Source organism: Streptomyces sp. NBC_00012, assembly GCF_045040875.1.
GTDB lineage: Bacteria > Actinomycetota > Actinomycetes > Streptomycetales > Streptomycetaceae > Streptomyces.
On record NZ_CP108309.1, the window covers coordinates 3,785,549 to 3,810,654 of the forward strand.

General features: G+C 72.1%; 26 protein-coding genes and 1 pseudogene. 13 read left to right on the forward strand and 14 right to left on the reverse strand.

Features of this window, described 5'->3' with window-relative positions; genetic code table 11:
* Positions 1-46: 46 nt before the first annotated feature.
* A complete protein-coding gene (locus OHA19_RS17245) occupies positions 47-2,431 on the reverse strand; it encodes a PQQ-binding-like beta-propeller repeat protein (protein WP_405721759.1) in 2,385 nt (794 codons plus the stop codon).
* 164 nt (positions 2,432-2,595) lie between these two features.
* On the reverse strand, positions 2,596-3,480 hold the full coding sequence (locus OHA19_RS17250) for a VOC family protein (RefSeq protein ID WP_405715616.1): 885 nt from the start codon (positions 3,478-3,480) through the stop codon (positions 2,596-2,598).
* Between the two features lie 311 nt (positions 3,481-3,791).
* Here OHA19_RS17250 and OHA19_RS17255 point away from each other — a divergent pair, with 311 nt between their 5' ends.
* Positions 3,792-4,439 (forward strand): TetR family transcriptional regulator, encoded by a 648-nt coding sequence (locus OHA19_RS17255; RefSeq protein ID WP_124717053.1) that lies wholly within the window; start codon positions 3,792-3,794, stop codon positions 4,437-4,439.
* A 211-nt stretch (positions 4,440-4,650) separates the two neighbouring features.
* On the opposite strand, the gene OHA19_RS17260 is transcribed toward OHA19_RS17255, so the two are convergent.
* A complete protein-coding gene (locus OHA19_RS17260) occupies positions 4,651-5,148 on the reverse strand; it encodes a nitroreductase/quinone reductase family protein (RefSeq protein ID WP_405715613.1) in 498 nt (165 codons plus the stop codon).
* Positions 5,148-6,377, reverse strand: coding sequence for an acyl-CoA dehydrogenase family protein (locus OHA19_RS17265; RefSeq protein ID WP_405750690.1), 1,230 nt, complete (start codon positions 6,375-6,377; stop codon positions 5,148-5,150). The genes OHA19_RS17260 and OHA19_RS17265 overlap by 1 nt, the downstream gene beginning before the upstream one ends.
* 163 nt (positions 6,378-6,540) lie before the next feature.
* Here OHA19_RS17265 and OHA19_RS17270 point away from each other — a divergent pair, with 163 nt between their 5' ends.
* Positions 6,541-7,710, forward strand: coding sequence for a thiolase C-terminal domain-containing protein (locus OHA19_RS17270; protein WP_405715609.1), 1,170 nt, complete (start codon positions 6,541-6,543; stop codon positions 7,708-7,710).
* Between the two features lie 115 nt (positions 7,711-7,825).
* Here OHA19_RS17270 and OHA19_RS17275 read toward each other — a convergent pair whose 3' ends face one another.
* Positions 7,826-7,957, reverse strand: a complete 132-nt coding sequence (locus OHA19_RS17275) for a hypothetical protein (RefSeq protein ID WP_405715607.1) — start codon at positions 7,955-7,957, stop codon at positions 7,826-7,828.
* Positions 7,958-7,989: 32 nt separating this feature from the next.
* Positions 7,990-8,112 carry a type II toxin-antitoxin system Phd/YefM family antitoxin gene (locus tag OHA19_RS17280; protein WP_405715605.1) on the reverse strand — a complete coding sequence of 41 codons (123 nt, stop codon included), beginning with the start codon at positions 8,110-8,112 and terminating at the stop codon, positions 7,990-7,992.
* 86 nt (positions 8,113-8,198) lie between these two features.
* Here OHA19_RS17280 and OHA19_RS17285 point away from each other — a divergent pair, with 86 nt between their 5' ends.
* Positions 8,199-8,879, forward strand: coding sequence for a pyridoxal 5'-phosphate synthase (locus OHA19_RS17285; RefSeq protein WP_405715603.1), 681 nt, complete (start codon positions 8,199-8,201; stop codon positions 8,877-8,879).
* A 122-nt stretch (positions 8,880-9,001) separates the two neighbouring features.
* Here OHA19_RS17285 and OHA19_RS17290 read toward each other — a convergent pair whose 3' ends face one another.
* The gene (locus OHA19_RS17290) at positions 9,002-9,190 is read right to left on the reverse strand and encodes a ferredoxin (RefSeq protein WP_405715601.1); all 189 of its coding nucleotides are present in this window, start codon (positions 9,188-9,190) and stop codon (positions 9,002-9,004) included.
* 71 nt (positions 9,191-9,261) lie between these two features.
* Positions 9,262-10,455 (reverse strand): cytochrome P450, encoded by a 1,194-nt coding sequence (locus OHA19_RS17295; protein ID WP_405715599.1) that lies wholly within the window; start codon positions 10,453-10,455, stop codon positions 9,262-9,264.
* 214 nt (positions 10,456-10,669) lie between these two features.
* Here OHA19_RS17295 and htpX point away from each other — a divergent pair, with 214 nt between their 5' ends.
* The 3 genes from htpX (at position 10,670) to OHA19_RS17310 (ending at position 12,863) form a co-directional block, all read left to right on the forward strand.
* Positions 10,670-11,611, forward strand: a complete 942-nt coding sequence (gene htpX / locus OHA19_RS17300; RefSeq protein ID WP_405715597.1) for a zinc metalloprotease HtpX — start codon at positions 10,670-10,672, stop codon at positions 11,609-11,611.
* 10 nt (positions 11,612-11,621) lie between these two features.
* A complete protein-coding gene (locus OHA19_RS17305) occupies positions 11,622-12,206 on the forward strand; it encodes a hypothetical protein (RefSeq protein ID WP_405715595.1) in 585 nt (194 codons plus the stop codon).
* Between the two features lie 69 nt (positions 12,207-12,275).
* Positions 12,276-12,863, forward strand: a complete 588-nt coding sequence (locus OHA19_RS17310; protein ID WP_405715593.1) for a DUF1707 domain-containing protein — start codon at positions 12,276-12,278, stop codon at positions 12,861-12,863.
* Positions 12,864-12,995: 132 nt separating this feature from the next.
* Here the strand turns inward: OHA19_RS17310 and OHA19_RS17315 are convergent, their stop codons facing one another.
* Together OHA19_RS17315 and OHA19_RS17320 are read right to left on the reverse strand one after the other, a co-directional pair.
* Positions 12,996-13,415 carry a Zn-ribbon domain-containing OB-fold protein gene (locus tag OHA19_RS17315; RefSeq protein WP_405715591.1) on the reverse strand — a complete coding sequence of 140 codons (420 nt, stop codon included), beginning with the start codon at positions 13,413-13,415 and terminating at the stop codon, positions 12,996-12,998.
* Positions 13,412-13,864: a DoxX family protein gene (locus OHA19_RS17320; RefSeq protein WP_405715589.1), complete on the reverse strand. Its 453-nt coding sequence runs from the start codon at positions 13,862-13,864 to the stop codon at positions 13,412-13,414. Before OHA19_RS17320 ends, OHA19_RS17315 begins: the two co-directional genes overlap by 4 nt.
* Positions 13,865-14,076: 212 nt before the next feature.
* Between OHA19_RS17320 and OHA19_RS17325 the strand changes: the two genes are divergently transcribed.
* Positions 14,077-15,264 (forward strand): flavin-containing monooxygenase, encoded by a 1,188-nt coding sequence (locus tag OHA19_RS17325; RefSeq protein ID WP_405715587.1) that lies wholly within the window; start codon positions 14,077-14,079, stop codon positions 15,262-15,264.
* Between the two features lie 380 nt (positions 15,265-15,644).
* Here the strand turns inward: OHA19_RS17325 and OHA19_RS17330 are convergent, their stop codons facing one another.
* Positions 15,645-16,220: a TetR/AcrR family transcriptional regulator gene (locus tag OHA19_RS17330; protein WP_072485676.1), complete on the reverse strand. Its 576-nt coding sequence runs from the start codon at positions 16,218-16,220 to the stop codon at positions 15,645-15,647.
* Between the two features lie 70 nt (positions 16,221-16,290).
* Between OHA19_RS17330 and OHA19_RS17335 the strand changes: the two genes are divergently transcribed.
* The gene (locus OHA19_RS17335) at positions 16,291-16,878 is read left to right on the forward strand and encodes a dihydrofolate reductase family protein (protein WP_405715585.1); all 588 of its coding nucleotides are present in this window, start codon (positions 16,291-16,293) and stop codon (positions 16,876-16,878) included.
* Between the two features lie 160 nt (positions 16,879-17,038).
* On the opposite strand, the gene OHA19_RS17340 is transcribed toward OHA19_RS17335, so the two are convergent.
* The gene (locus OHA19_RS17340; RefSeq protein ID WP_405715583.1) at positions 17,039-17,182 is read right to left on the reverse strand and encodes a hypothetical protein; all 144 of its coding nucleotides are present in this window, start codon (positions 17,180-17,182) and stop codon (positions 17,039-17,041) included.
* Between the two features lie 240 nt (positions 17,183-17,422).
* Between OHA19_RS17340 and OHA19_RS17345 the strand changes: the two genes are divergently transcribed.
* Both OHA19_RS17345 and OHA19_RS17350 read left to right on the forward strand, forming a co-directional pair.
* Positions 17,423-19,654, forward strand: a complete 2,232-nt coding sequence (locus OHA19_RS17345) for an acetate--CoA ligase family protein (RefSeq protein WP_405715581.1) — start codon at positions 17,423-17,425, stop codon at positions 19,652-19,654.
* Positions 19,655-19,775: 121 nt separating this feature from the next.
* Entirely contained in the window at positions 19,776-20,606 is an 831-nt protein-coding gene (locus OHA19_RS17350; RefSeq protein ID WP_405715579.1) for an enoyl-CoA hydratase/isomerase family protein, read from the forward strand.
* Positions 20,607-20,634: 28 nt separating this feature from the next.
* On the opposite strand, the gene OHA19_RS17355 is transcribed toward OHA19_RS17350, so the two are convergent.
* Entirely contained in the window at positions 20,635-21,198 is a 564-nt protein-coding gene (locus OHA19_RS17355; protein WP_383717445.1) for a Uma2 family endonuclease, read from the reverse strand.
* A 192-nt stretch (positions 21,199-21,390) separates the two neighbouring features.
* Between OHA19_RS17355 and OHA19_RS17360 the strand changes: the two genes are divergently transcribed.
* Both OHA19_RS17360 and OHA19_RS17365 read left to right on the forward strand, forming a co-directional pair.
* Entirely contained in the window at positions 21,391-22,824 is a 1,434-nt protein-coding gene (locus OHA19_RS17360) for a sensor histidine kinase (RefSeq protein ID WP_405721757.1), read from the forward strand.
* 79 nt (positions 22,825-22,903) lie between these two features.
* Positions 22,904-23,590, forward strand: coding sequence for a response regulator (locus OHA19_RS17365; RefSeq protein WP_405715576.1), 687 nt, complete (start codon positions 22,904-22,906; stop codon positions 23,588-23,590).
* 87 nt (positions 23,591-23,677) lie between these two features.
* Here the strand turns inward: OHA19_RS17365 and OHA19_RS17370 are convergent.
* Positions 23,678-24,493 (reverse strand): annotated as a pseudogene (locus OHA19_RS17370) (phosphatase PAP2 family protein); the annotation flags it as partial.
* On the opposite strand from OHA19_RS17370, the gene OHA19_RS17375 reads away from it, so the two are divergent.
* On the forward strand, positions 24,483-25,097 hold the full coding sequence (locus tag OHA19_RS17375) for a flavin reductase family protein (RefSeq protein WP_405721754.1): 615 nt from the start codon (positions 24,483-24,485) through the stop codon (positions 25,095-25,097). The pseudogene OHA19_RS17370 and the gene OHA19_RS17375 overlap by 11 nt on opposite strands.
* Positions 25,098-25,106 lie beyond the last annotated feature (9 nt).

Below are 25,106 nucleotides of genomic sequence, written 5' to 3' on the forward strand. Positions count from 1 at the left end.
CCCGGGGTTCCGTCCTCAAACGCCGGACGGGCTGGATTTCGCCGCGCTACGCCCTGGCCCGGCTGCCCGTGCCCGTTCCCTTCAGCGCGTCCAGCGCGTACACGCAGCGGTCCTTGCTGCACGCGTACACGACACCGCCCTGCGCCACCGGCGAGCCCGTGATCTCGCCGCCGGTCGCCAGCTTCCAGCGGAGCTGCCCGCCCGCCGCGTCCAGGGTGTACAGGACGTGGTCGGCGGAGCCGAAGTGGACCCGGCCGTCGGCGACCACCGGGGCGCCCACCACCTCGCCACCCGCCGCGAACCGCCACTTCGGGGTGCCGGTGACCGCGTCGAGCGTGTACAGCGCGCTGCCGCTGCCGACATGGACGTTCCCGGCCGTCACCAGCACCGGTTCGATCGACTGGCGGGCCTCCGTGGCGATGCGCCAGCGGTCCTTGCCGGTCGAGGCGTCGAGTGCGTACACCGTGCCGAGGTAGTCGGCGAGGTACACCCCGCCGCCGGTGACGGCGGGGCCCGGCGCGAACGCGGGCGGGGAGAGGAAGACCGCGGGCGACTCGAAGTGCCAGCGCACATGACCGGACACGGTGTCCACGGCGAGGACCCGGGCCCCCGCGCTGACGTAGACGAAGCCGTCCGGCGCCGCGGTCACCCGGACCGGCACCCCGCCGCACGAGGCCGCGTCGCCGATGGGGTACGACCAGCGCTCGATGCCGGTACGGGCGTCGACGGCGCGCAGCCGGGCGTCCTGCCAGAGGTAGACCGTGCCGTCGTGGACCGCGGGCCCGGCCTCCGCCGTCTCGAAGTCGGTCTGCACGCCGCTGCTCTCCCACAGCTTCTCGCCCGTGGACGCCTCCCACGCCTGGACGCCGCCGCCCCGGGTGCCGGTGACGACGGTGCCGCGGTCGGCCTTGAGGGAGTACACCCATGCCTCCGTCTGCAGGCGCCACCGCTCGGCGCCGGTGGTCGCGTCCAGGGCGTACAGGGACGGTCCGTCGGAGGCGTGGATCCGGCCGCCCTCGACGGCCATCACCCAGGCCACGTCGCGGGTCTTGAACTGGCGCCGCCCGTTGCCGACGTCCAGGGCGTGCACCTCGAACGACGTGACGTAGAGGAGGTCCCCGGCGACGACGGGTGTCCCCCAGACGTCGTTGGACATCCGGAACCGCCAGGGCCGCCAGCGGTCCGGGCCGGGCGGCGGCTCCGGCGGATGCGCGGGACCGGGCACCGGCGCGGCCGGGGCGGAACCGTTCACTCCGGCGGGCGGGCGCACCCAGCCGGTCGCGGGGCCCGCGTCCGCGGTGGCCGTGGCGGTGGCCCGTACGTCGTGGGCCCGCGGGCCGGGGCCGATCGGCACCTTCGCGCCGGGCAGCCGCACCGGACCGCCCGCGTCGGGCGCGGGCACCGGGTCGGGGGCCTGGGGACGCGGGTCGGGGGCCTGCGGGCGCGGGTCGGTGTTGCCGTGCCGGCCGGGGTCGATGCCCGGGGGCGGCCCGGGCGGCGGGCCCGGGGGCGGCACCGGGCCGGGGCCCACGGGCCTGCGGCCACCGCGGCGCTGTTCGATCATCGCCGTGGCGGAGGTCGGCAGCCAGGCCGAGGCCGTACCGCTGTCGTCGCCGCCGGAGGCGAAGAGGTGCGGGGCGAGCTGGGCCTGGAGGTCGGCGGGGGTGGGCCGCAGTCCGGCGTCCATCTGCATGCAGGACTCGATCAGCGGCCGCAGTTCGCCGGGCAGGCCCTCCAGGTCGGGGCCCTCGCGCAGCAGCATGAAGACCGTCTCGACGGGGTTGGCACCGTGGAAGGGCGCGTGGCCGGTGGCGGCGAAGACCAGGGTGGAGCCGAGCGAGAAGATGTCGCTGGCGCCGGTGACACTGCGGGAGTCCCGGGCCTGTTCCGGCGACATGTAGGCGGGCGTGCCCACGGCGACGTTGGTCATGGTCAGCCGGGTATTGGAGACCCCGGACGCGATCCCGAAGTCGATCACCCGGGGGCCGTCCTCGACGACGAGCACGTTCGACGGCTTCATGTCGCGGTGGACCAGCCCCGCGCCGTGGATCGACTGGAGCGCCTCGGCGATACCGGCGGCCAGCCAGCGCACCGCCTGGGCGGGCATGGGCCCGCACTCGCTCACTATCTCTTCCAGCGAGGGGGCGGGCACGTAGGCGGTCGCCAGCCACGGCACGGCCGCGCGCGGGTCCGCGTCGACCACTGCCGCCGTGTAGAAGCCGCTGACGGCGCGGGCGGCCTCCACCTCGCGCGTGAACCGGACCCGGAACAGCTGGTCCTCGGCGAGCTCCGTACGGACCGTCTTGATCGCCACGCGCCGGCCCGAAGCCGAGCGGGCGAGATAGACCAGCCCCATGCCGCCGGCACCGAGCCGTCCCAGCACCTCGAACGGGCCGATCCGCCTCGGGTCGTGCTGCGTCAGCTGCTCCACCACTTGCCCTGCCACCTCCCCGTACGAGCCTCAGGAACAGAAGCCCGCGAAAACCCGCCCTGTACGGCGTCTCACCACTGGGCACCACCCGGCGGTGCGCACCCCCGATTCTTCCTGGCTGAGGCTCTGGTTGCGAACCCGGGGGCGGATCGGGGTGTCACAGCTCACTCTGCCCCGTTCTCGGACACAGGGGGCTGAAGTACGGCGAAGACGGCGCCCTGATCGTCCTGGAGGACGGCCATCCGCCCGTACGGGATGTCGAAGGGCGGCGCGGAGATGCGGCCACCGAGGCGTACGGCGTTCCCGGCGGTGCGGTTGCAGTCCTCGACGGCGAAGTAGCTGAGGAAGTAGCTGGGCATCTCCGCCGGAAACGCGTCGGTGATGACGCTGCGGCCGCCGACCGCGGTGTCCGGACCGGGCTCGGTGCCCGCCGGGGACCACATGCGGAAGGCGGGGGCGGGCGCGGGCGCGGGGGTGGGGGTGGATGCGGGGGCGGGGGCGCGCGCGGGTACGGCCGTGCCGGAGTCGTCGGGTCCCGCGCCGGAGTCGTCAAGGCCGGAGTCGTCGATGTCGGTGCCCTGGAAGCCGAAGACCTTCTCGTAGAAGGCGTCCACCCGGTCCTTCTGCCGGGTGTGGACCTCGGTCCAGCAGAAGGAGCCGGGTTCGTTCTGCTTCTGGAATCCCTCGCGGTCACCGGCCTGCCAGAGTCCGAATACCGCTCCGCCGGGATCGGCCGCCTGGGCGAGCACCCCGGCCCGGCCGGCCCGGACCGGCTCGGTGATCACCTGGCCGCCCGCCTCCCTGATCCGGGCGACGGACGCGACGATGTCGTCGGTGGCGAAGTAGATCCCCCAGGCGGTGGGCATCCGGCCGTCCTGCTTGGCGGCGAGCGCGGCGACGAGCTTCCCACCGCTGTAGGCGTCCGCGTACGGCCCTTCACCGGCCCGGAAGGTCCAGCCGAACAGCTCACCGTAGAAGCGCTTGCCCGCTTCCAGATCGGGCAGCTGCGCATCCACCCAGCACGGCGCGGATCGCGCGAATGCGGCCATGGGCCCGGGTCCTTCCGTGAGCCCGCTCGTTCACGGGTCGTGACAGTGATACTCGTCACAGCAAACGTAACCGCGGGTCGCGTGCGACGCGCCCCGGCCGCCCGCTTCGAACTCATTTTCGAAAGAAGAGTTCCATGCTCACGGCATCACGGAAAGTTATCCACGGAAGTTATCCACAGGCTGTTGATAAGACTTATCGCTCCGTGGTGCGCATACGTCGAAATCCGGCCACTCCCCCCACCGCGTCTGCGGTGATCCCCATTTGCAGTCGGCCGAATCGCGCTCCGATCACCCCTCGGTAAGCTGACGGCATGACAGGACAAGTGCGCACCGTCGACGGCCGCGTGGCCGGTCGACGCGGACAGGCGACGCGGCAGAAGCTGCTCGACTGCCTCAGCGAGATGCTCAGCTCCTCGCCGTACCGGGACGTCAAAGTCATCGACGTCGCCCGGAAGGCGGGGACTTCACCCGCGACCTTCTACCAGTACTTCCCGGATGTCGAGGGCGCCGTCCTCGAGATCGCCGAGGAAATGGCCAAGGAGGGCGCCGGGTTGACCGAACTGGTCGCCGGCCGCTCCTGGGTCGGCAAGGCCGGCTGGCAGACGGCCGAGGAACTCGTCGAAGGGTTCCTCGACTTCTGGCGGCATCACGACGCGATCCTGCGCGTGGTCGACCTCGGTGCGGCCGAGGGCGACAAGCGGTTCTACAAGATCCGCATGAAGATCCTGAACTCGGTCACCAACTCCCTCACCGATTCGGTGAAGGAGCTCCAGGCCAAGGGCAAGGTCGACAAGGAGGTCAGCGCCGCCGCGATGGCGGGCTCGCTGGTCGCGATGCTGGCCGCCGTCGCCTCGCACCAGAAGGGCTTCACGACCTGGGGCGTGAAGCAGGCCGAACTCAAGCCCAACCTCGCCCTGTTGGTGCATCTGGGCATCACCGGCAAGAAGCCCACGAGGTAGCACAGGCGCCGACGGCCCCTCCCGCACCGGGTTTCGCGCGGCCGTCCCGGGCGCCCCAGGTCCTGTCACACCGACGGCGGGCCACGCATGCGGTCCGCCGTCGGTGCACCCGGACCGTTCCCACGATGCCCGGACCTCTCGCCCCGCCACCCCAGCCCTCCCGGTCCCCCACCCCCCACCCCCCATCCCCCGGTCCCCCGGTCCCCCGGTGTCAGGACGCGGCGTCGTCGTCCCGCCCGCGCAGTCTGAAGAGGCGGATCTCCCGCTCCACCCGCGCCTGGTAAGTCGCGTACGGCGGCCAGAACTTCAGCGCCGCCCGCCACACCACTTCCCGCTCCTCGCCCTCCAGCAGCGTGGCGTGCACCGGAACGTCCCGGCCCTGCCAGTTGACGACCGCCTTGTCGGGACCGGCCAGCAGATTCGCGGTCCAGGCCGGGTGACCCGCACGGCCGAAGTTGCTGCCGACCAGGATCCAGCTCCGCTCCGTCCCCTTCTCCGGCATGCAGGCCAGCGGAGTGGTTCTGAGCTGTCCGCTCCGCGCCCCCGGCACCGTCAGGATCAGCCCCGGCAGCATCCGGGAGCTGAGCAGCACCTTGCCGCGCGTGAGCCGGTGCACCGTACGGTCCATGGCGGGCACGACATGCGGGGCGATCCGCGCGAACACGCGGGTCGAGGAGACCTTCTGGACCAGCCGGACACCGGGCGCCATCAGACCGCCACCCGCTCGGCCGGTGCGGCCGTGCCGGCCGTGCCGGTTGCGGCCGGTCCCGCGAACAGTCCGGCCTGCCGCGCCGCGTGGTCCCGGAGCCGGTGGACGGGGCCGAAGAGCAGTTCGTCGGCCGCGGCCCGTTTGAAGTACAGGTGCGCCTCGTGCTCCCAGGTGAAGCCGAGCCCGCCGTGCAGCTGGACGGCCTCGGCGGTGGCCGTCCGGAGCGCCTCCAGGGCCTGGGCCAGGGCGAGCCCCCCGGCTGCGGCCGGGTCCCAGGCCGCGTAGTACGCGGCGGAGCGGGCCGCCTGCACCTGTACGTAGAGATCCGCCAGGCGGTGCTTCACGGCCTGGAACGAGCCGATCGCCCGGCCGAACTGCTCGCGCGTCTTGACGTATTCGACCGTCCGCTCCAGCGCGCCGCTCGCCGCCCCCACCGCCTGGGCGGCCAGCAGCGCGGCGACGGACTGCCCGGCCGAGGCGAGTGCGCCGGTCACGTCGGCGGTGTCGTCGGCGCCGAGGAGTTCGGCCTCGGTGTCGCGGAGTTCGATCCGGGCCAGCGGGCGGGTCTCGTCGAGCGAGGTCCGGCGGACGCGGACGACCCCGGCCGCCGCGTCCGGACGGACCAGGAAGAGGAGCGTACGGCTGCGCGGGAAGCCCCCGGCGTGGGCCGCGACCAGGAGGAGTCCGGCGCTGTGCCCGTCGAGGACCTGCACGGCCTCCCCGTACAGCCGCCAGCCCCCGGCACCGGCGCCCGGCCGGGCCTGTACGCCGCCCGCACGGCCGCCGCCCGCCCAGGCGCCGTCGGTGGGGTCGCCGGTGAGGCCGAGTGCGGTGGCGAGCGAGCCGCCGGGAACGGCCAGGGTCGCGGTCAGTTCGCCGGCCGCGATGCGCGGCAGCAGGGCGGTGCGCTGGGCGTCGGTGCCGAGTGCGGCGATCAGGGGCGCGGCGAGCACGGCGGTGGCGATCAGCGGCGAGGGCAGCAGGGCGCGGCCGGTCTCCTCGCAGGCGACGGCCAGTTCGGTGAGGCCGCAGCCGACACCCCCGTACTCCTGCGGGAGAGCGAGTCCGGGCAGCCCGAGGTCCTGGGCGAGCCGTCGCCACAGGGGCGCGTCGTACCCGTCGGTGGTCCGTACGGCGCTCCTGACGTCGTCGGGTGCGCAGTGTTCGGCCAGCAGTTCACGCAAGGTGCGGCGGATCTCGTCCTGTTCCGCGGTGAAGGCGGCATCCATCGTCGGACTCCTTCCCCTCGGAGGCCTCCGGCCTCCGATCTGACGGTGCGTCATGTTAGGGGCGAATTCACCAGATGCCCAGAGTCGCGCACGGGAGGGGACCGGAAGATCCCCACCCCGCCGGACGGTCCCCCGCACGCGAATCTGATGTACCGTCAGATTCATGCCTTCTTCCCACCGCAAGGTCGCTGTCGTCGGCATATCCCTCGCCGACTGCGGGCGCGTCGAGACGGCCACGCCGTACGCCCTGCACGCCCAGGCCGCCCGCCGGGCGCTGGCCGATTCGGGGCTGGACCGGTCCGTCGTCGACGGTTTCGCCTCCGCCGGACTCGGCACGCTCGCCCCGGTCGAGGTCGCCGAGTACCTGGGCCTGAAACCCACTTGGGTGGACTCCACCTCGGTCGGCGGCTCGACCTGGGAGGTGATGGCGGCCCACGCGGCGGACGCCATCGCGGCGGGGCGCGCCAACGCCGTACTGCTGGTGTACGGGTCGACGGCGCGCGCGGACATCAAGGCGGGCCGGCGGACCTCCAACCTCTCCTTCGGCGCGCGCGGCCCGCTCCAGTTCGAAGTGCCGTACGGGCATTCGCTGATCGCCAAGTACGCGATGGCCGCCCGCCGTCACATGCACGAGTACGGGACGACCCTGGAGCAGCTCGCCGAGGTCGCGGTCCAGGCGCGGGCGAACGCGGCGGCCAACCCGGACGCGATGTTCCGGGACCCGGTCACGGTGGACGACGTGCTGTCGGGGCCGATGATCGCGGACCCGTTCACCAAACTGCACTGCTGCATCCGCAGCGACGGCGGCTGCGCGGTGCTGCTGGCCGCCGAGGAGTACGTACCGGACACGGCGAAGGCGCCAGTGTGGATCCTCGGCACGGGCGAGCGCGTCTCGCACTCCACCATGTCGGAGTGGGACGACTTCACGGTCTCCCCCGCGGCGGTCTCGGGCCGGCTGGCGTTCGAGCGGGCCGGGGTGCGGCCCTCGGACATCGACCTCGCCGAGATCTACGACGCGTTCACCTATATGACCCTGGTGACGCTGGAGGACCTGGGCTTCTGCGCGAAGGGCGAGGGCGGCGCGTTCGTGGAGAAGGGCCGGACCGGGCTGACCGGCGAGCTCCCGGTGAACACCGACGGCGGCGGCCTGTCCGCCTGCCACCCCGGGATGCGCGGGCTGTTCCTGCTGGTGGAGGCGGTACGCCAGCTCCGCGGCGAGGCGGGCGAACGCCAGGTGCGCAAGGCCGGCGGCCGGCTCCCGGAACTGGCGGTGGCCTCGGGCACGGGCGGCTGGTTCTGCTCCTCGGGGACGGTGGTGCTGGGGCGGGGGTGAGCGGCGGGGGCCGGTCACACCGGGACGACGGTGAGCGCGCCCTCCAGCCCCTTGAAGCCGGCCGCGTTGCGCGTGTAGAGCGGCAGCCCCCTGACCGAGGCGATGGACGCGATCATCAGGTCCATGCGCCGGGGCCGAGCTCCCACGGGTCGTCGTCCCCGACCCGGTCCTCGGCTCCGAAGAGCGCATCGGCCTCGCGGCGCATCTGCTCGCCGTCCACACGGGGCAGCCGGCGGTGCCTGGCCACCCGCTCTTCGGAGCTCAGCTGCCGTTTGCGGGTCAGCGCGCAGTTCGGCGACCTCGATTCCGTTTGCGGGTGATGTGAAAGACCTCGCCCGCCTCCACGGCGTTCATGACTTCGGCGGAGTTGTTCCGGAACTCGCGCTGGGTGATGGTCTTCATGCACGCCACGGTAGCCCTGCGTATCCCGCTGCTCTACAGCGATCGTCTCGCCCGCCCCGTACGGTGCCGTGCGCTGCAATGGGGGCATGACCGACGCACACCAGAGCTTCCTGGACCTCCTCCATGCCCAGCGTGTCTGGGACGTGGAGCTTCCCGGCTTCGACCCGGCCACCGCGCCCCCGGACCCGCTCCCCCTCTTCCGCAGCTGGTTCGCCGAGGCGGTGGCCGCCGGGCAGGTGGAGCCGCACACCATGTCGCTGGCCACCGTGGACGCCGAGGGCTGCCCCGATGTGCGGACGGTGATGCTGCACGACGCGGACGAGCGCGGCTGGCACTTCGCCACCCATCGCACCAGTGCGAAGGGCCGCCAGCTCGCCGCCCGGCCGTATGCGGCGCTCGGCTTCTACTGGCCGGCGCAGGGCCGGCAGGTACGGGTGCGGGGGCCGGTCACCGCTTGCGCACCCGACGAGAGCCTGGACGATCTGCACGCCCGCTCGACCGGCGCGCTCGCATCCGCGCTGACCGGGTCGCAGAGCGAGGTGCTGGGCTCGCTGGAGGAGCTGACCCGCACCGCCGACGCCGCCTGGGAACGGGCGCGGGCCGAGCCGGACGCGGAGGTGACGAGCTGGACCCGGTACGTGGCCGAGGCCCGGGAGGTCGAGTTCTTCCAGGGCGACGCGGCGCGCCGGCATGTACGGCTGCGCTACCGCAGGCAGGACGCGGCCGGAAACGACGCGGCCTGGACCCGGGAGCTGCTCTGGCCGTAAGGCCCGCGCCCCGCCCCCGCCCGCGCCGGCGCTTGCCCGCCTGCGCCAGCCCGTGCCCGCGTGCACCCATGCCACGCCCGTGCCCGCGCGGCACCTGCCCCACGGGCACGGGCGGCGGTCCGTCAGTCCAGGGTGATCGCCTGCACCGGGCAGACCCGGACGGCCTCCTTCACCGTGGCACCGTCGAGGGCCTCCTCGTAGCCGGGCAGCAGTGCGCTGAACCCGTCGTCGTCCTGGGTGAACACCTTCGGCGCGGTGAGGGCGCACTGGCCCGCGCCGATGCACCGGTCCTTGTCGATACTGATCCGCATTCCGGCAGATCCTTCCGCTCGCATTCCGATCACCATGTTCCGATCAGCACGTTTCGATCAATACGTTTCGATCACCAGGTCACGGGTAGTTCGAGCAGCCCCTGAATGGTGTCACCGGGCTTGAACGGGATTTCTTCCGCGGGTACCGCGAGCCGCAGACCGGGAAGGCGGTCGAAAAGCGCGGGCAGCGCGATCTCCAGCTCGGCCCGTGCCAGATTCTGTCCCAGGCACTGATGGATTCCGAACCCGAATGCGACGTGATTGCGCGCGTTCCGGCCGAGGTCCAGCTCGTCCGGTGCCGGATAGACGGCCTCGTCCCGGTTGATCACCGACGTGGTCAGCATGACACCGTCCCCCGCGCGAATGGTCACCCCGCCGATCTCGATTTCCTCGACGGCCACCCGGGAAATTCCGTCGGCGATGGACAGGAAACGGAGCAGTTCCTCGACCGCCGAAGGCATCAGCCCCTCGGACTCACGCATCCGGGCCAGCTGATCGGGATGCTGGAGCAGCGTGAACGTACCGAGCGAGATCATGTTCGCGGTCGTCTCGTGCCCCGCGATGAGCAGGATCTGGGCCAGCCGCACCAGCTCGTCGTGGTCCACACCCCCGGTCTCCAGCTGCTTGACGATGAGCTCGTCGAGCAGCCCTTCGCCGGGGGCGGCCCGCTTCCGCTCGATCAGCACCCGGAAGTAGTCGTCGAGCTCGTCCCGCGCCGACTCGACGTCCGCGGCCGCCGGACCGCGGAGCAGCTTGCGCGACTGCGCCTCGAAGAACTCGTGGTCCTCGTAGGGCACCCCGAGCAGGGCGCAGATGACCATGGACGGTACGGGCAGGGCGAAGGCGTCGACCAGATCGGCCGGCGGGCCCTGCTCGGCCATCGCGTCGAGCAGCCGGTCCACGGTCTCCTGGATCTGCGGACGGAGCGCGGCCGTCCGCCTGACCGTGAAGCTCGGGATCAGCATCCGGCGCTGGGCGTTGTGCACCGGGTCGTCGACACCGAGCAGTTCGACGCGGCGCACAGTGGTCTCGGCCAGCCGCTCGGCGAAGAACGGGAACGCGGGGTTCTCCCGGTCGGACGAGAGCCGCGGGTCCACCAGGAGCGAACGCGCCTCGGCGTGCCCGGTCACCAGCCACACCCTGCGGCCGTCGAAGAGCTTGGCGGGAGACACGGGCCGCTGCCCCCGGTGCTCGCGATATCCCGTCGGCGGGTCGTAGGGACAGGTGCGGTTCTGCGGGAAGGAGACGGTCTCGGCATCTGCCATGGCGGACCTCGCAAAGAGATGGGGGAGTCCTACCGATCTCCGCCCACTAGATGCCTCGGGCACCTAATGGGTCTAGGTGTTGTTCGGCCAAATGTCCTCGGGAAGATCCATTGTCCGCCCGCCGGACCGAACGGGCATTTCGAGCCACCCGGTTGCCTCCGCACTTCTTTCGAAAGGAGCAATATGGAAGGCATCAGGCGGACTGGAGGCGAAAATGAGCCGAACCCGTTCCCGCACCCGTACCGGCACGCGTTCTCGTTCGCGTTACGCGCCGGACAGCGGGTTGACCACACGCATGGTCGGCACCATGTTCCTGATCGGCCTGTTGTACGTGGTCCTGGTCGGCGTGCTGCTCGCCGTGCTGCGCGGTGCCTGGCCGATCATTCTGATCCTCGTCGGCGGCATGTTCATCGCGCAATTCTGGTTCAGCGACCGCATCGCGGCGTTCAGCATGGGCGCCCGTGAGGTCACCCCGGAGGAGGCCCCCGAGCTGCACGGCGCCGTCGACCGGATCTGCGCTCTTGCCGACATGCCGAAACCGCGCGTGGCGATCGCCCGGAGCGACGTACCGAACGCCTTCGCGACGGGCCGCAGCGAGAAGACCGCTCTCGTCTGCGCCACCACCGGTCTGCTGCGCAGACTGGATCCCCCGGAGCTGGAGGGCGTGCTCGCGCACGAGATGTCGCACGTCGCGCACCGCGATGTCGCCGTCATGACGATCGCTTCGTTCCTCGGCGTGCTCGCCGGCATCATCACCCGCGTCGCCCTGTGGGGCGGCCTCTCCCGCAACAGCCGCAGCAATGACCCCATAGGCATCGCGATCATGCTGATCCCGCTGGTCAGCGCGGTCGTGTACGCCCTGAGCTTCCTGCTGACCCGGCTGCTCTCCCGCTACCGCGAGCTCTCCGCCGACCGCACCGCCGCCCTGCTCACCGGCCGCCCCTCCGCGCTCGCCTCCGCCCTCACCAAGGTGAGCGGCCAGATGGCCCGTATCCCGACCGAGGACCTGCGCAAGGCGGAGCCGTACAACGCCTTCTACTTCGTCCCCGCGTTCTCCTCCAAGGAGAGCCTGAGCCGGCTGTTCTCCTCCCACCCGACCCTCGAACAGCGCCTCGACCAGCTCGCCCGGATCTCCGCCGAACTCGCCCGTCCGTAAGGAAACGCCCATGGGCCTTCTCGACACCATCCTCGGCCGCAGCAAACCGGTCCGCCCCGACCTCGACCAGCTCTTCGCCGTACCCTCCGCCGCCCTCACCCTCCAGGCGGGCGCGGGCTTCACACCGACCGGTCTCGGCTCGGTCTGCTTCGCGGGGGTCGAGGGCGGCACCTTCGCCCGCATCCAGCAGGACGTACGAGAACTGCTCGACGCCGACACCGGCCGCGGCGGAATCCCGGTGGAGTTCAGCCAGGACGCGTACGGCTACACCTGGCTGCTCTCCCGCCGCCCGGCCGAGGACACCGCCGCCCTGGTCAACGACCTGCACGCGGTCAACACCCTGCTCCAGGACGGCGGGTTCGGCCCGCACCTGCTCTGTTCCCTGATCGGTTTCCGGGACGCCCGGGAACGTCCGCTGGCCCTCGTCTACCTCTACAAGCGCGGCACGTTCTACCCGTTCGCGCCCCTGCCCGGCGGCATGGAGAGGCGGGACAACCAGCTGGAATTGCAGGTCAGAGCGGTGCTCGGTGACGACCTGCGGGTGGAGAAGGACCTGACCCGCTGGTTCCCGGTGTGGGGTGCGCCGGGGCTGTGACGCGGGCAGGGCAGAGCGAGGGCGAGAGTCAGGGGGCCCGGCCCGGCAGCCGCCCGTATCATCGCTTCCATGACTGCTGAGCCCGCCCGTTCCGCCGCCCGTATGCGCGCTTCGGATGCCGATCGCGAGGCGGTGGTCGAGCAGTTGCGCGAAGCGGCGGCCGAGGGCCGCATCGACATGGACGAGCTGGACACCCGGCTCGGGGTGGCGCTCTCCGCCAAGACCTACGCCGAACTGGCGCCCCTCACCGAGGACCTGGTCCCCATCCAGGTGGCCACCGGTGAGCCGCTGGTCCTCAAGGGCGGCATGCACGGCATGACGCGCTCGGGTGTCTGGAAGGTCCCCCCGGTGATCCGCGCCCAGGGCGGCATCGGCGGCGTCCTGATCGACTTCACCCGCACCGAGTGCCGGCTGCGCGAGATCGCGCTGGAAGTGCGCGGCGAGATGGGCGGGGTGAAGATCGTGATCCCGGAGGGCTGGACCGTGAACTCCGACAGCCTGGACCACGGACTCGGCGGACTGAAGGAGAAGACCACGGACGCGCGGACCCCCGGCGCCCCGCTCCTCCGGCTGACCGGCTCCTGCGGCATGGGCGGTGTGGTCGTACGCCACCCGAACTTCCGCGAGCGGCGCAAGCTGCGCGCCATCGAGTCCTGATCCGCACCGATCCGCACCGACCCGCCCGGTGCGGGCGGGCCCACCCGGCGTGGACCGACCGGGCACGCTCACCGGCCCCTTGCCGGCGGCGATCGCCGGACGAGCCGGCGCCCGGCCCCGGACCACGCACCCTCAGCAGTCCCCGGGGTGGAAGACCGCAACGGCCTCCTCCCCCTCCTCCCGCCGGAAGCCCACCCGCAGCGCCATGCCGATGGCGAGGGCGGACTCCTCGCACCCCACGATCTCCGTCATCATCCGCGGCCCCTCGATCAGGTCGACCACGGCGGCGATGTACGGGACGCGGGGACCGAACGGCGGCAGGTCGTTCCGGTGGACGACGGACCAGGTGTAGAGCGTGGCGTCGCCGCTCGCCGGTTCCCAGGCGACGTCCTCGCTCCAGCAGTGCGGGCAGAACTCGCGCGGGTAGTGGTGCGCGCGTCCGCAGGCGCGGCAGCGGCGCAGCAGCAGCTGCCCCCGGGCGGCGGCGTCCCAGTACGGGCGGCTGAAGGCGTCGGGCTCGGGTAGGTCGAAGCGTACGGCGGCCGCGGTCACAAAAAGAGTCCGATCGCGTTGTCGAGGGACCAGGTCTGCCAGGACATCGCGAACAGCGCGACGAGCGAGATGAGCGCCATCATCGCGTTCTGCCCCTGCTCGGCCCAGTCGTGGATCATCAGCACCAGATAGAGAAGGTTGAGAAGGAGCCCCGCGACCAGTGCGACGGGGGTGAGGACGCCGGCGACCAGGCCGAGTCCCAGGGCGAGTTCCGCGTACACGACGACATAGGCCATGGCCTTGGGGCGCGGGGCGACGATCCGCCGGAAGCCGGTGCGTACGGCCGCCCAGCGGTGCTTGTCCGCGACGTCGGCGGCCCAGGCGATACCCGTACCGCGCTCGAACCAGCCCTTCTTGTCCTTGTGCCGCCAGCTCTCCAGCCACCACAGGCCGAGGCCTATCCGGAGAACGGCGAGCCACTCGGCTCCGCCGAGCCAGATCGTCTGCATGGGGCCTCCCGTGGCCTACCGTTCACCGAATCTGACGGTACGTCAGTTCACCCGATGGCGAGCGGCTCGCGCAAGAGGCGCGCACGGAGTGCCCTGGAAGCGAGCAACAGATGGGCAGGATCCGGCAGATGACTTACACGCGTGACCAATTCGCAACAGATTCCGGTCTTGACCGAGACCCATCAATCGGGTGCGCGATTACGCTCCGAACCATGTCCGACAGCGCACTTACCACCGGTAGCTCCATATCGGCCCAGACCGACCTCACCGAGGACCGGCCCGTATACGTCATCGGTGGCGGTCCGGGCGGTCTCGCCGCCGCCGCGGCTCTGCGCGAGCAGGGCGTACGGGCGGTCGTGCTGGAGAAGTCCGGGAACGTGGGCGCGTCCTGGCGCCGCCACTACGACCGGCTGCACCTCCACACCACCCGGAGCCGGTCCGCGCTGCCGGGGCTCGCGATGCCGCGCCGGTTCGGGCGCTGGGTGTCCAGGGACGACGTGGTGCGCTATCTGGACAAGTACGCCGAGCACCATGAGCTGGAGGTGGTGACCGGCGTCGAGGTGTCCCGGATCGACCGCGCCCCGGACGGCAGGGGCTGGCAGCTCACCGCGACCGGTGGCCGGGTGCTGACCGGCCGGGCGGTCGTCGTCGCCACCGGCTTCAACCACACCCCGCGCATCCCCGGCTGGCCCGGCCTCGACACCTTCACCGGCGATCTGCTCCACGCCTGCGACTACCGCAACCCCGCCCCGTACGCGGGCAAGGACGTCCTGGTCGTCGGCATCGGCAACACGGGCGCGGAGATCGCCGTCGACCTGGTCGAGGGTGGGGCGTCCCGGGTACGGATCGCCGTGCGCACCGTGCCGCACATCGTGCGCCGCTCGACGGCGGGCTGGCCCGCGCAGTCGACCGCCGTCCTGGTGCGCCGGCTGCCGGTCCGGCTGGTCGACCGGGCCGGGCGCCTGATGGCCAGGGCCGCCGTGCCCGACCTCGCCGCGCAGGGCCTGCCGCGCCCGGACACGGGCCTGTACTCACGGGTCAAGGACGGCGCGATCCCGGTGCAGGACGTGGGGCTGATCGACGCGGTGAAGCGTGGCCGGGTGGTGCCGGTGGCGGCCGTCGAGTCGTTCGACGGGGACGCGGTGGTACTGGCCGACGGCGAACGGATCACCCCGGACGCGGTGATCGCGGCGACCGGCTACCGGCGTGCCTTGGAGGGGCTGGTCGGCCATCTCGGCGTACTGGACGCCCGGGGCCGGCCGGTGGTCCACGGCGCCCGCACCCCCAAGCAGGCCCCCGGTCTGTACTTCACCGGCTTCACCAACCCGATCAGCGGCATGCTGCGCGAACTGGCCCTGGACGCGCGGAAGATCGCGAAGAGGGTGGCGCGCCGGGGCTGAGGCCGTGCGGGGGCCGCTCCCGAAAGTGGCGGCATGCCGATACCCGTACACGCTCTCGCACACCGGCCGTTGACCGCCGACGCGGTCGCCGAACTCGTCGCACTGCCGGTCGCCACCCGTTCGGCGACCCGGACCTCCGGAGCTTCCTGGTCCTCGGGGAGATGCACCCCGTCGATCCGGACGACGAAGACGGCCTGGGCCGGTGGATCAACGCGCACTTCGACTGGCGATCCGGGGCGCGGACCACCTGTGCGGTTCGAGAACGTGACAGATCACCGGGTGGAGTGTCACGTTCGCGGGATGGACCCCCCTGCGCCGCGCACTCCGCCGCTTTCGCCGCCGCTCCGGACCCAGGTGAATCCGCACGGCAGATCTGGAGGTTACGACGTCACGATGCGTTCGACCGCGGCCTCGACGAGCTGTTCGCGCTCGGCCTCCGAGAACACCCCTGGCAGGGTGAGCTGTTCGACGATGAGCCAGTTGAACGCCAGATAGAGCAGCCGGACGGCAGTCGCGTCGCCGGGCAGACCGGACTGCTCGTGGTAGGCCACGTTGGCGTCGACGTCCGCACGGACCCGCTCGGTCAGCACCGCGCGCAGCTCAGGACGCCGGGTGGCTTCGAGGCGAAGTTCCAGCAGCGCCAGATAGCCGGTGCGGAAAGCACTGATCCGGCCGACCAGCTCGTGCATCAGCATCGTGTAGGTCTCCCGGCCCGGCGCACTCGCCCGCTGGCGTTCGATCGTCGCCTCATCGGGCTGGAGCCGTTCGTAGACCCGAGCGCCCGCCTGGGTGAGCAGGTCATCGCGGTTGGCGAAGTAGTTGGAGGCCGTGCCGACGGGCACGGCGGCTTCGGCGTCCACAGCCCGGAAGGTCAGACCTCGCGCTCCCTCTTTGGCAAGCACCTCGATCGCGGCATCAACGAGGGCAGCCCTTCGCTCGTCGTTCCTGCGCACCATTGACACCACTCCATCCGTAGTACTACCTTCAAGCCACTTCATTCAGAGTACTACAGCTGGAGTTATATAGATGCGGAAGCTCGTGTACTACGTCGCCGTCACCATCGATGGCTACATCGCCGGCCCCGGCGGAGAGTTCGACTTCTACCCCCAAGGCGACGAGCAGCAGGCCGCCGCCTATGCCGAGTGGGTCAATGCCCGCTACCCCGAGACAGTCCCCACCGCCATGCGCGCCGCCCACGGCCTGTCGGGCACCCCGAACCAGCGCTTCGACACCGTCCTGATGGGACTCGGAAGCTATCGCCCGGCCCTGCAGGCAGGCCTCACCAGCCCCTACGCCCACCTGCGCCAGTACGTCGTGTCGAGCACGCTCGCGCCCGACACCGACCCGTCGGTCACGGTGGTCGGCGAAGACCCGCTCGCCCTGGTCCGCGACCTCAAGCAGGAGGAGGGCCAGGACATCTGGCTCTGCGGGGGCGGACTTCTCGCCGGCGCACTGCTACCGGAGATCGACGAGCTGCTCATCAAGAGCTACCCCGTGGTCGCGGGAACCGGGATCCCGGTGTTCGACGGGGAGTTCGACCCCACTCTCTTCAAGGTGGCCGATCGCACCTCGTTCACCAACGACGTCACGATCACGCGGTTCGCTCGGCGTTGACGCGTTCAGGGTGAAGCAGCGGTCCGATCACCGGAGCGTCAGCACATCGACCGGTGCTCACCGGCCGGTTTCCGTCGGTGACGGCGAAGTTGTCGTTGTCGTGGTAGAGCCCGATGTCCAGCGGGCCGCCCTCCGACGTGCTGCCGCCGGGCGTCAGTCTCTACTCACCGGGGGCCTGCATCCAGAGCTGATCGGTCCGCTCCTCGGCGAACGCGGGAGCCGCGAGTCCGGCGGTGAGCAGTCCGGCGGCTGCGGCGACACAGACGCCGAGGCGCACGGTGCGCCGGGCGGAGACGGGTCTCATGTTTCTCCCAGGGGTGGGCCGTGGATGGCGAACGGCGGCCGGTGCGTCCGGCCCGATCGCTTGGACCTTCAAGATCACCTGGAGGTTGTACGGCTCCGGTCGCCGCGCCCCTCCCTCTCTCAGGCTTTGCCTGCACACCCATTCCTGACGAGCCGTCAGTTCAGTAACCTGACAGAGCGTCAGCTTTTGCTGGCCGGGCACGATCACCCCGACGGACCCCGAGCAGGAGTGGGCGGAACGATGCTTGGATCGACTCACGGCACCCTCACCACCGACTTCCGCGCCAGGGTGGTGGCCTGCGGCGAAGAGCCGCATGCCGCCGTCCACAGCATGACGGTCGCCGCCGCAACGGAAGGCGTGCTGGACGTCAGCGGCCGGCCGTTGTACGCGGCCGTACCGGATCTGGACCGGTTCTTCCGGCCCGGTTCCGTGGCCGTCGTCGGCGCGTCCGACACCGAGGGACGGCCCAACACCGGCATCACCCGGCAGCTGATCCGCTGGGCCGAGCGGGTCGGGGCGCGGCTGTATCCCGTGCACCCCACCCGGGAGTCCGTGTTCGGGCTGGCCTGTTCTCCTTCCGTCGCACAGCTGCCGGAGCAGGTCGATCTGGCCGTGCTGCTGGTCGGCGACCCGCTCCCGGTGATCGAGGAACTCGCGCAGGCCAAGGTGCGGTTCGCCGTCGCCTTCGCCTCCGGGTTCGCCGAGACCGGCGAGGAGGGGGCCGCCGCCCAGGCACGGCTGGCGGCCGCGGTGGAACGGTCCGGGCTGCGGCTGCTCGGGCCGAACACCAACCTCAACGCCTTCGAGGAGTTCCGGGACGATCTGGACGGGCCGGCCATCGCGCTGATCACCCAGTCCGGTCACCAGGGCCGCCCCGTCTACACCCTTCAGGAGCTGGGCGTGCGGCTCTCGCACTGGGCGCCCACGGGCAACGAGGCGGATCTGGAGACCGCCGACTTCATCTCGTACTTCTCTCAGCGCCCCGAGGTCGGTGCCATCGCCTGCTACGTGGAGGGGCTCAAGGACGGGCGCTCCTTCCTGCTGGCCGCGGACCGGGCCGCGCGGGCCGGGGTTCCGGTCGTCGCGGTCAAGGTGGGACGTACGGAGACGGGGGCCAGGATGGCCGCGTCACACACCGGCAAGCTGACCGGCGCCGACCAGGTGGTGGACGCGGCGATGCGGCAGTTCGGTGTGATCCGGGTGGACGGGCTCGACGAACTCCAGGACACCGCGGCGCTGCTCGCGCGGGCCCGGAAGCCGCAGGCCGAAGGGGTCGTCGTGTATTCGATCTCGGGCGGCACGGGCGCGCACTTCTCGGACCTGGCGACCGGCGCCGGGCTGAACCTGCCCACCCTGTCCGAGGCGAAGCAGCGCGAGCTGCACGAGTGGATCCCCGGCTATCTGAACGTGGCGAACCCGGTCGACAACGGCGGCCATCCGGTCGGCGACTGGCGCGGCCGGAAGATCATCGACGCGATACTCGCCGACCCCGACGTCGGGGTGCTGATCTGTCCGATCACCGGCCCCTTCCCGCCGATGAGCGACAAGCTCGCGCAGGACCTGGTGGACGCGGCGGAGACCACGGACAAGCTGGTGTGCGTGGTCTGGGGCTCGCCCGTCGGTACCGAGGAGGCGTACCGCACGACGCTGCTCGGCTCGTCCCGCGTCGCCACCTTCCGTACCTTCGGCAACTGCATCACCGCCGTGAAGGCCTACCTGGACCACCACCGGTTCGCCGCTTCCTACCGCTCCCCCTTCGACGAGGCGCCGCGCACGCCCTCGCCCTCGTTCCGCAAGGCGCAGGCACTGATGCGGCCGGGCCAGCAGCTGAGCGAGCACGCGGCGAAGCAGCTGCTGCGGGCGTACGGGATCCGGGTGCCGCGCGAGCAGTTGGTGACCAGCGCCGCGGCGTCCGTCCGGGCCGCGGCGCTGGTCGGCTACCCGGTCGTCATGAAGGCGTCGGGCGCCCGGCTCGCCCACAAGACCGAACTGGGCCTGGTCAAGGTCGGGCTCACCTCCGCGAGCCAGGTGCGGGACGCGTATCGCGAACTGACCGACATCGCGCGGTTCGAGGGCCTCGAGCTGGACGGGATCCTGGTCTGCCAGATGGTCGAGCGGGGCGTCGAGATGATGGTCGGCGTCACCCAGGACGCGCTGTTCGGGCCGACGGTGACGGTCGGGCTCGGGGGCGTACTCGTCGAGGTGCTGCACGACGCGGCGGTACGGGTGCCGCCGTTCGGCGAGGACCAGGCGCGGTCGATGCTGGCCGAACTGCGTGGCCGGGCCCTGCTGGAGGGCGTGCGCGGTGGTCCGCCGGTGGATGTGGACGCGCTCGTCGAGGTCGTGCTGCGGGTGCAGCGGATGGCGCTGGAACTGGGCGACGACCTCGCCGAGCTGGACATCAACCCGCTGATGGTGCTCGGGCGGGGGCAGGGCGCGGTGGCGCTGGACGCGCTCGCCGTCTGCCGCTGACCGGTCCTTTCCCCGTCGGCCCCGCCACCGCAGGCACCATCGCCCGAATCGACCGGACCGACTGGATCGACCGAATCGACCGCTTTCTTGACCGTCACCACGCCCACCCAGGAGCTGCCCCATGCCGTCCTCCCCCGAAGACATCACCGAGTCCGCCGACCCGCTCCATTCATTGGTACTCCACGCCACTGACAACGGCGTCTCCTGGATCACGCTCAACCGCCCCGAGGCAATGAACGCCGTCACCTGGGGGCAGCGGGAGCGCGTCATCGGCCTGCTCGCCGAGGCCTCCGCCGACCCGGCGGTCCGGGCCGTCGTCCTCACCGCCACCGGCCGCGGTTTCTGCGCGGGCGCCGACCTGCGCGGCGCCCCGGCGACCGGCGACCGGGTGCCGGGCGATGTGGCCCGTACGATCCGGCTCGGCGCGCAGCGTCTGATCGCCGCGGTCCTGGACTGCGAGAAACCCGTCATCGCGGCCGTCAACGGCACGGCGGCCGGCATCGGCGCCCATCTCGCGTTCGCCTGCGATCTGGTGCTGGCCGCCGGATCGGCGAAGTTCATCGAGGTGTTCGTACGGCGCGGCCTCGTACCCGACGGCGGCGGTGCGTATCTGCTGCCGCGGCTGATCGGCCCGCAGCGCGCCAAGGAGCTGATGTTCTTCGGCGACTCGCTCCCGGCGGTGGAGGCGGAACGCCTGGGGCTGGTCAACCGGGTCGTGCCGGAAGAGGAGCTGGCGGCGACGGCGCGGGCGTGGGCGCAGCGGCTGGCCGAGGGGCCGACCCGGTCGATCGCCCTCACCAAGCAGCTCGTCAACGCGTCGCTGGACGCCGACCGGTCGACGGCGTTCGCCGCCGAGGCCATGGCCCAGGAGATCAACATGACGACGCAGGACGCCAACGAGGGCGTGGCGAGCTTCGTGGAGCGGAGAGCGCCGAAGTACCGGGGGATCTAGGCAGGCGCGGCCCGGGGACTTCGAGCGGTCACGCGGGCGACAGACCGCTGGTGTCCAGGTCCAGGTCGAACGGATGCGGCAGCCTCAGGACCGCGCCGAACGGATGCGGGCCGTCCACGTGGGTGTAGCCGAGGTGACCGGGCTCGGAGAAGAGGGTCACGCTGCCCTCGATCCGGTCGACGAGGAGGTACAGCGGCGCCCGGTACTCGGCGTAGCGACGCCGCTTCACCACACGGTCGGTCTCCGCGTTCGACTCCGACGTGACTTCCACGACGAGCAGGGTCTGATCGGGGAGGAGGGCCCCGCCCCCTTTCGCCAGCGCCTCGGGCACGACGGCGATGTCGGGGACGTACCAGTTCGACGAACCGGGCAGGTCCAGGTTGCCCGAGCCCTCGACGCAGCCGAGTTCGTCCACCCGGTCCTCGATCTGCCTGCGGACGACCCGGGCCGCCCGTTCGTGGTCCCAGGTCGGCGTCACGGGCTCGATGATCCCTTCGATGATCTGGGCACGGTCTCCGCGGATCCGCTGCACCGCGAACTTCAGAGCGCGTTCGGAATCGATGCCCTGGCTGTAGTCGGGCGCGCTGGTCATTCGGTGTCTCCTCCCGCTCAGCCGGTCCGACGACTCAGAGTAGCGGTCCGCAACCGAGTGCGGTCGTGGTCGGGGGGGGTGCTCGCCCCGGCGCCGTTCCCCGCTTGTCCGGCGCCGGGCGGTCGGCAACGGTGACTTTCGGCAGTGTCGGCGCGCTCCGCGGCTGCGTACGGTCGTCGGGTGGAGAGAGTGATGTCGACCGGTGCGCTCCGGCGGGCCCTCGTCGCCCCGGGGAGTCTGCTCGCCGTCGCGGCGGCGGTCTGTGTCGGGCTGAGCGCGGTCAGTATGTGGTGGGCGCTGCCCGCGGCCGTGGCGGCGTTCTTCGCGGGGCGGGAGCCGGGGAGGACCGGGCCCACGGTCCTGGTGCTCGTGGCGGTGCTGGCCGGTGGTGTGGTGGCGGTGGCCCTGGTGCCTTCCTGGCTGCTGATGGCGGGGCGGTTCTCCGCTGTGGTGGTGGTGGCCGCGATGCTGCCGTGGTTCGCGGGGCGGTTCTGGCGCCAGTACCAGGAGCTCGTCCGGGCGGGCTGGGAGCGGGCGGGCCGGCTGGAGCGCGAGCAGCGGCTCGTCGCCGAGCAGGCGCGGTCCCGTGAACGGGCCAGGATCGCCCAGGACATGCACGATGTCCTCGGGCACGATCTCAGTCTCATCGCCCTGTCCGCCGGCGCCCTCAAGCTGGCCCCCGGTCTCGACGAGGCGCACCGGGCCGCGGCCGGGGAGATCCGGGCCCGGGCGGCCGCGTCGGTGGAGCGGCTCGGCGAGGTGATCGGCCTGCTGCGCGAGGAGACGGGCGAGGAGTCCCCGCAGCCGACGCAGCCGTCCGGCAGCGGCATTCCCCGGCTGGTCGAGGAGGCCGCGGCCGCCGGGCTCGCGGTCGGCCTGCGGGTCGAGGGGGAGCCCGGCCCCATGTCCCCGGCGGCCGCGCGGTCCGCCCACCGGGTGGTCCAGGAGGCCCTGACCAACGTGGCCAAGCACGCGCCGCGGGCGCGGGTGGACGTCCGGGTGACGTACGCGGCCGGGGAGACGACGGTCCGGGTGGAGAACGGGCCCCCGCCCGCGCCGGCCCGCCCCGAGGACGCCCCCGGCACCGGGCGGGGACTGATCGGGCTCGACGAACGGGTGCGGCTGACGGGCGGTGAGTTCGCGTACGGACCGTACGGGGGTGGCTTCGCGGTCACCGCGCGGATACCGCACGCCCCGCCCGCCGCACTCGCCCGTCGGGCACCCGCCGTTCCGCCGGCCGCTTCCCCGGCCCTGTCCCCGGAACACCGGCGTGCCCGCAGCCGCGCCCGCCGGGCGCTGGCCGTCGCGGTCGTGCTGCCCCTGACGGCATGGGCGGTGCTGAGTGCGGCGCTGATGGCCTGGGACATCCGCTCGGCCCGGCTGTCCGTACTGGACCCGGGCGACTACGCCCGGCTGCGGGTGGGACAGGATCGGGAGAGCGTCGGGCGGCTGCTGCCCGACCGCGAGACCACTCAGCGGCCGGTGGCCGGGGAACCGAAGGGAGAGGGCATCGCATGCCGGTACTACGCGATGACGGCGGACCGCTTCGACGACCGGTCCGGGGACGCCTACCGGCTCTGCTTCCGGGACGGCCGTCTGATGTCCAAGGAGGCCCTGACCCCATGAGCACGTCCCCCATGAGCGTGTCCCCCACAAGCGCGCCCTCCATGAGCGCGCCGCACGCGGAAGGAACGGTGAGCGGGCGGTGATCCGGGTGCTGATCGCGGACGACGAGCCGATGATCCGCGCGGGGGTGCGCTCCGTGCTGGCCACCGATCCGGACATCGACGTCGTCGCCGAGGCCGCCGACGGGCGCGACGCTGTGGAGCTGGTACGCCGCCACCGCCCGGCCGTCGCCGTGCTCGACATCCGGATGCCCGGGACGAACGGCATCGAGGCGGCGGCCGAGATCCGGCGCACCGTGCCGGAGACGGGGGTCGTGATGCTCACGACGTTCGGCGAGGACGACTACATCCTCCAGGCGCTGGGTGGCGGCGCCGCCGGTTTCCTGATCAAGTCGGGCGAGCCCGAGGAGCTGATCGCGGGGGTCCGCGCGGTGGCCGACGGGGCCGCCTATCTGTCACCGAAGGTCGCGGCGCGGGTCGTCGCCCATCTCTCGGCCACGGGCGCGGGCGCGCTGGCCGGCCGCCGCGCCGCCGCCCGGGAACGGGTCGGCGCGCTCACCGCCCGGGAACGCGACGTACTGACCTTCCTCGGCAGCGGGCTGTCCAACGGGCAGATCGCCCGGCGACTCCATCTGGTGGAAGGGACGGTCAAGGCGCATGTGAGCTCCATCCTGGCCCGGCTGGGCGTGGACAACCGGGCCGCCGCGGCCGTCGTCGCCCACGAGGCCGGGATCGTCGCGCCCGCGCAGCCGCCGCTCGATCGCTGACGCCGCACGCCGCGCGAGCGGCAGGAACGCGAGCAGCACGGCCGCCACCACCGAGGCCCCGAGGACCGCGCCGGCCAGCACGTCGTGCGGGTAGTGCGCGCCGACCGCGACCCGCAGCAGCGCCGCCGCCGCGCCCACCGGCAGGGTGACGGCGGCGAGGCGCGGGCGCAGCACGGCCAGGCCCACAGCGAGGCCGACGGCCAGGGTGGCGTGGTTGCTCGGGAAGGACCAGTCGCCGGGCGGCGGGCACTCGGCGGCCGTCTCCGCGATGGAGCGCAGGGCCCGGCAGGGTCGTTCCTCGTCCACCACCAGTTTCGCCGCCTCGCTGACCGCGTACGCCGCCACGGTGCCGATGCCGGTGAGCACCGTGCCCGCGGAGACCCGGGTGTCCCCGCGTCGTACGGCGCTCCACCAGGCCCACGCCAGCAGCAGGCCGAGGACCACCAGGGTTCCGTCGGTGGCCGCTTCCAGCAGCGGTCCCGTCCAGGAGGGCGCGTCGGCCACCGCCCGGGTCACCGAGCGGTAGACGGAGGCCGAGGCGCCGTCCGTCACCTCCACGGCACGGGCCGTGCCCAGGCCGCCCGGGGCGAGCGCCATGACGGCCGCCGCTCCCGAGGCCAGGACGGCGCAGGCGAGCAGGGGGCGCGGCTGCCCGGTCCGGGTTCTGCTTCCGGTTTCTCGTCTCATGGAAGGTGAACCTAGAAGCGGCGGTGGGGCGCGGACCCGGGCCGAACGGCAGGGCCCACCCCCGACGATCGTCAGGGGTGGGCCCTGTCGGGGAACCACGCAGCCGCGACGTCCGCGCGCACCGGCAGGTTCAAGCTGCCGGTCCTCCGCCCTTCCCATCTGACGCAGCGTCAGCTCTAATCGAAGGGTGATGGGACACGCAGGCATGGCCGCCATCGCCGTCCGGTACCTCAGGTCCGTCGGCGCCGCCACCACCGCAGGGCCGGCACCGGTCGATCCACTGCCGCGCCCGCATCTGCGAGCCGTGGCCGAAGGGGAGCGGCCGCCCGTCGACCCGGGCGAATTCCGCCGTGTACTGGGGCACTTCGCCAGCGGCGTCACCATCGTCACCGCGCACGACCCGGACGACACCCAGGGCCCGGCGGGCTTCGCCTGCCAGTCGTTCGCCTCGCTCTCCCTCGATCCCCCGCTGGTCACGTTCATGGTCGCCCGTACGTCGACGACCTGGCCGCGCATCGCGCGCGCCGGGGCCTTCTGCGTCAACATCCTCGGCTCGGGCCAGGGCGAGCTGTGCCGGAGCTTCGCGGTGAGCGGCGCGGACAAGTTCGCGGGGGTGGCGTACGAGGCCGCCCCGGCGACCGGGTCGCCGCTGCTGGACTCCGTACCGGCCTGGATCGACTGCCGCATCCAGGCGGTCCACACCGGGGGCGACCATCTGATCGTCGTCGGCCGGGTGGCGGCGATGGGAGCGGCGGACGGGGCCGATCCGCTGCTGTTCCACCGGGGGACGTTCGGAAGGTTCGGGCCGCTCGACGGGTGAGCGCACCGG

What these genes read in the sequence shown, in the direction of transcription:
- OHA19_RS17250 (WP_405715616.1), bottom strand. Translation starts at nt 3,480, where the DNA reads ATGGCCGCATTCGCGCGATCCGCGCCGTGCTGGGTGGATGCGCAGCTG.
- OHA19_RS17255 (WP_124717053.1), top strand. Translation starts at nt 3,792, where the DNA reads ATGACAGGACAAGTGCGCACCGTCGACGGCCGCGTGGCCGGTCGACGC.
- OHA19_RS17260 (WP_405715613.1), bottom strand. Translation starts at nt 5,148, where the DNA reads ATGGCGCCCGGTGTCCGGCTGGTCCAGAAGGTCTCCTCGACCCGCGTG.
- OHA19_RS17265 (WP_405750690.1), bottom strand. Translation starts at nt 6,377, where the DNA reads ATGGATGCCGCCTTCACCGCGGAACAGGACGAGATCCGCCGCACCTTG.
- OHA19_RS17270 (WP_405715609.1), top strand. Translation starts at nt 6,541, where the DNA reads ATGCCTTCTTCCCACCGCAAGGTCGCTGTCGTCGGCATATCCCTCGCC.
- OHA19_RS17280 (WP_405715605.1), bottom strand. Translation starts at nt 8,112, where the DNA reads ATGAAGACCATCACCCAGCGCGAGTTCCGGAACAACTCCGCCGAAGTC.
- OHA19_RS17285 (WP_405715603.1), top strand. Translation starts at nt 8,199, where the DNA reads ATGACCGACGCACACCAGAGCTTCCTGGACCTCCTCCATGCCCAGCGT.
- OHA19_RS17290 (WP_405715601.1), bottom strand. Translation starts at nt 9,190, where the DNA reads ATGCGGATCAGTATCGACAAGGACCGGTGCATCGGCGCGGGCCAGTGC.
- OHA19_RS17295 (WP_405715599.1), bottom strand. Translation starts at nt 10,455, where the DNA reads ATGGCAGATGCCGAGACCGTCTCCTTCCCGCAGAACCGCACCTGTCCC.
- htpX (WP_405715597.1), top strand. Translation starts at nt 10,670, where the DNA reads ATGAGCCGAACCCGTTCCCGCACCCGTACCGGCACGCGTTCTCGTTCG.
- OHA19_RS17305 (WP_405715595.1), top strand. Translation starts at nt 11,622, where the DNA reads ATGGGCCTTCTCGACACCATCCTCGGCCGCAGCAAACCGGTCCGCCCC.
- OHA19_RS17310 (WP_405715593.1), top strand. Translation starts at nt 12,276, where the DNA reads ATGACTGCTGAGCCCGCCCGTTCCGCCGCCCGTATGCGCGCTTCGGAT.
- OHA19_RS17320 (WP_405715589.1), bottom strand. Translation starts at nt 13,864, where the DNA reads ATGCAGACGATCTGGCTCGGCGGAGCCGAGTGGCTCGCCGTTCTCCGG.
- OHA19_RS17325 (WP_405715587.1), top strand. Translation starts at nt 14,077, where the DNA reads ATGTCCGACAGCGCACTTACCACCGGTAGCTCCATATCGGCCCAGACC.
- OHA19_RS17330 (WP_072485676.1), bottom strand. Translation starts at nt 16,220, where the DNA reads ATGGTGCGCAGGAACGACGAGCGAAGGGCTGCCCTCGTTGATGCCGCG.
- OHA19_RS17335 (WP_405715585.1), top strand. Translation starts at nt 16,291, where the DNA reads ATGCGGAAGCTCGTGTACTACGTCGCCGTCACCATCGATGGCTACATC.
- OHA19_RS17340 (WP_405715583.1), bottom strand. Translation starts at nt 17,182, where the DNA reads ATGAGACCCGTCTCCGCCCGGCGCACCGTGCGCCTCGGCGTCTGTGTC.
- OHA19_RS17345 (WP_405715581.1), top strand. Translation starts at nt 17,423, where the DNA reads ATGCTTGGATCGACTCACGGCACCCTCACCACCGACTTCCGCGCCAGG.
- OHA19_RS17350 (WP_405715579.1), top strand. Translation starts at nt 19,776, where the DNA reads ATGCCGTCCTCCCCCGAAGACATCACCGAGTCCGCCGACCCGCTCCAT.
- OHA19_RS17355 (WP_383717445.1), bottom strand. Translation starts at nt 21,198, where the DNA reads ATGACCAGCGCGCCCGACTACAGCCAGGGCATCGATTCCGAACGCGCT.
- OHA19_RS17360 (WP_405721757.1), top strand. Translation starts at nt 21,391, where the DNA reads ATGTCGACCGGTGCGCTCCGGCGGGCCCTCGTCGCCCCGGGGAGTCTG.
- OHA19_RS17375 (WP_405721754.1), top strand. Translation starts at nt 24,483, where the DNA reads ATGGCCGCCATCGCCGTCCGGTACCTCAGGTCCGTCGGCGCCGCCACC.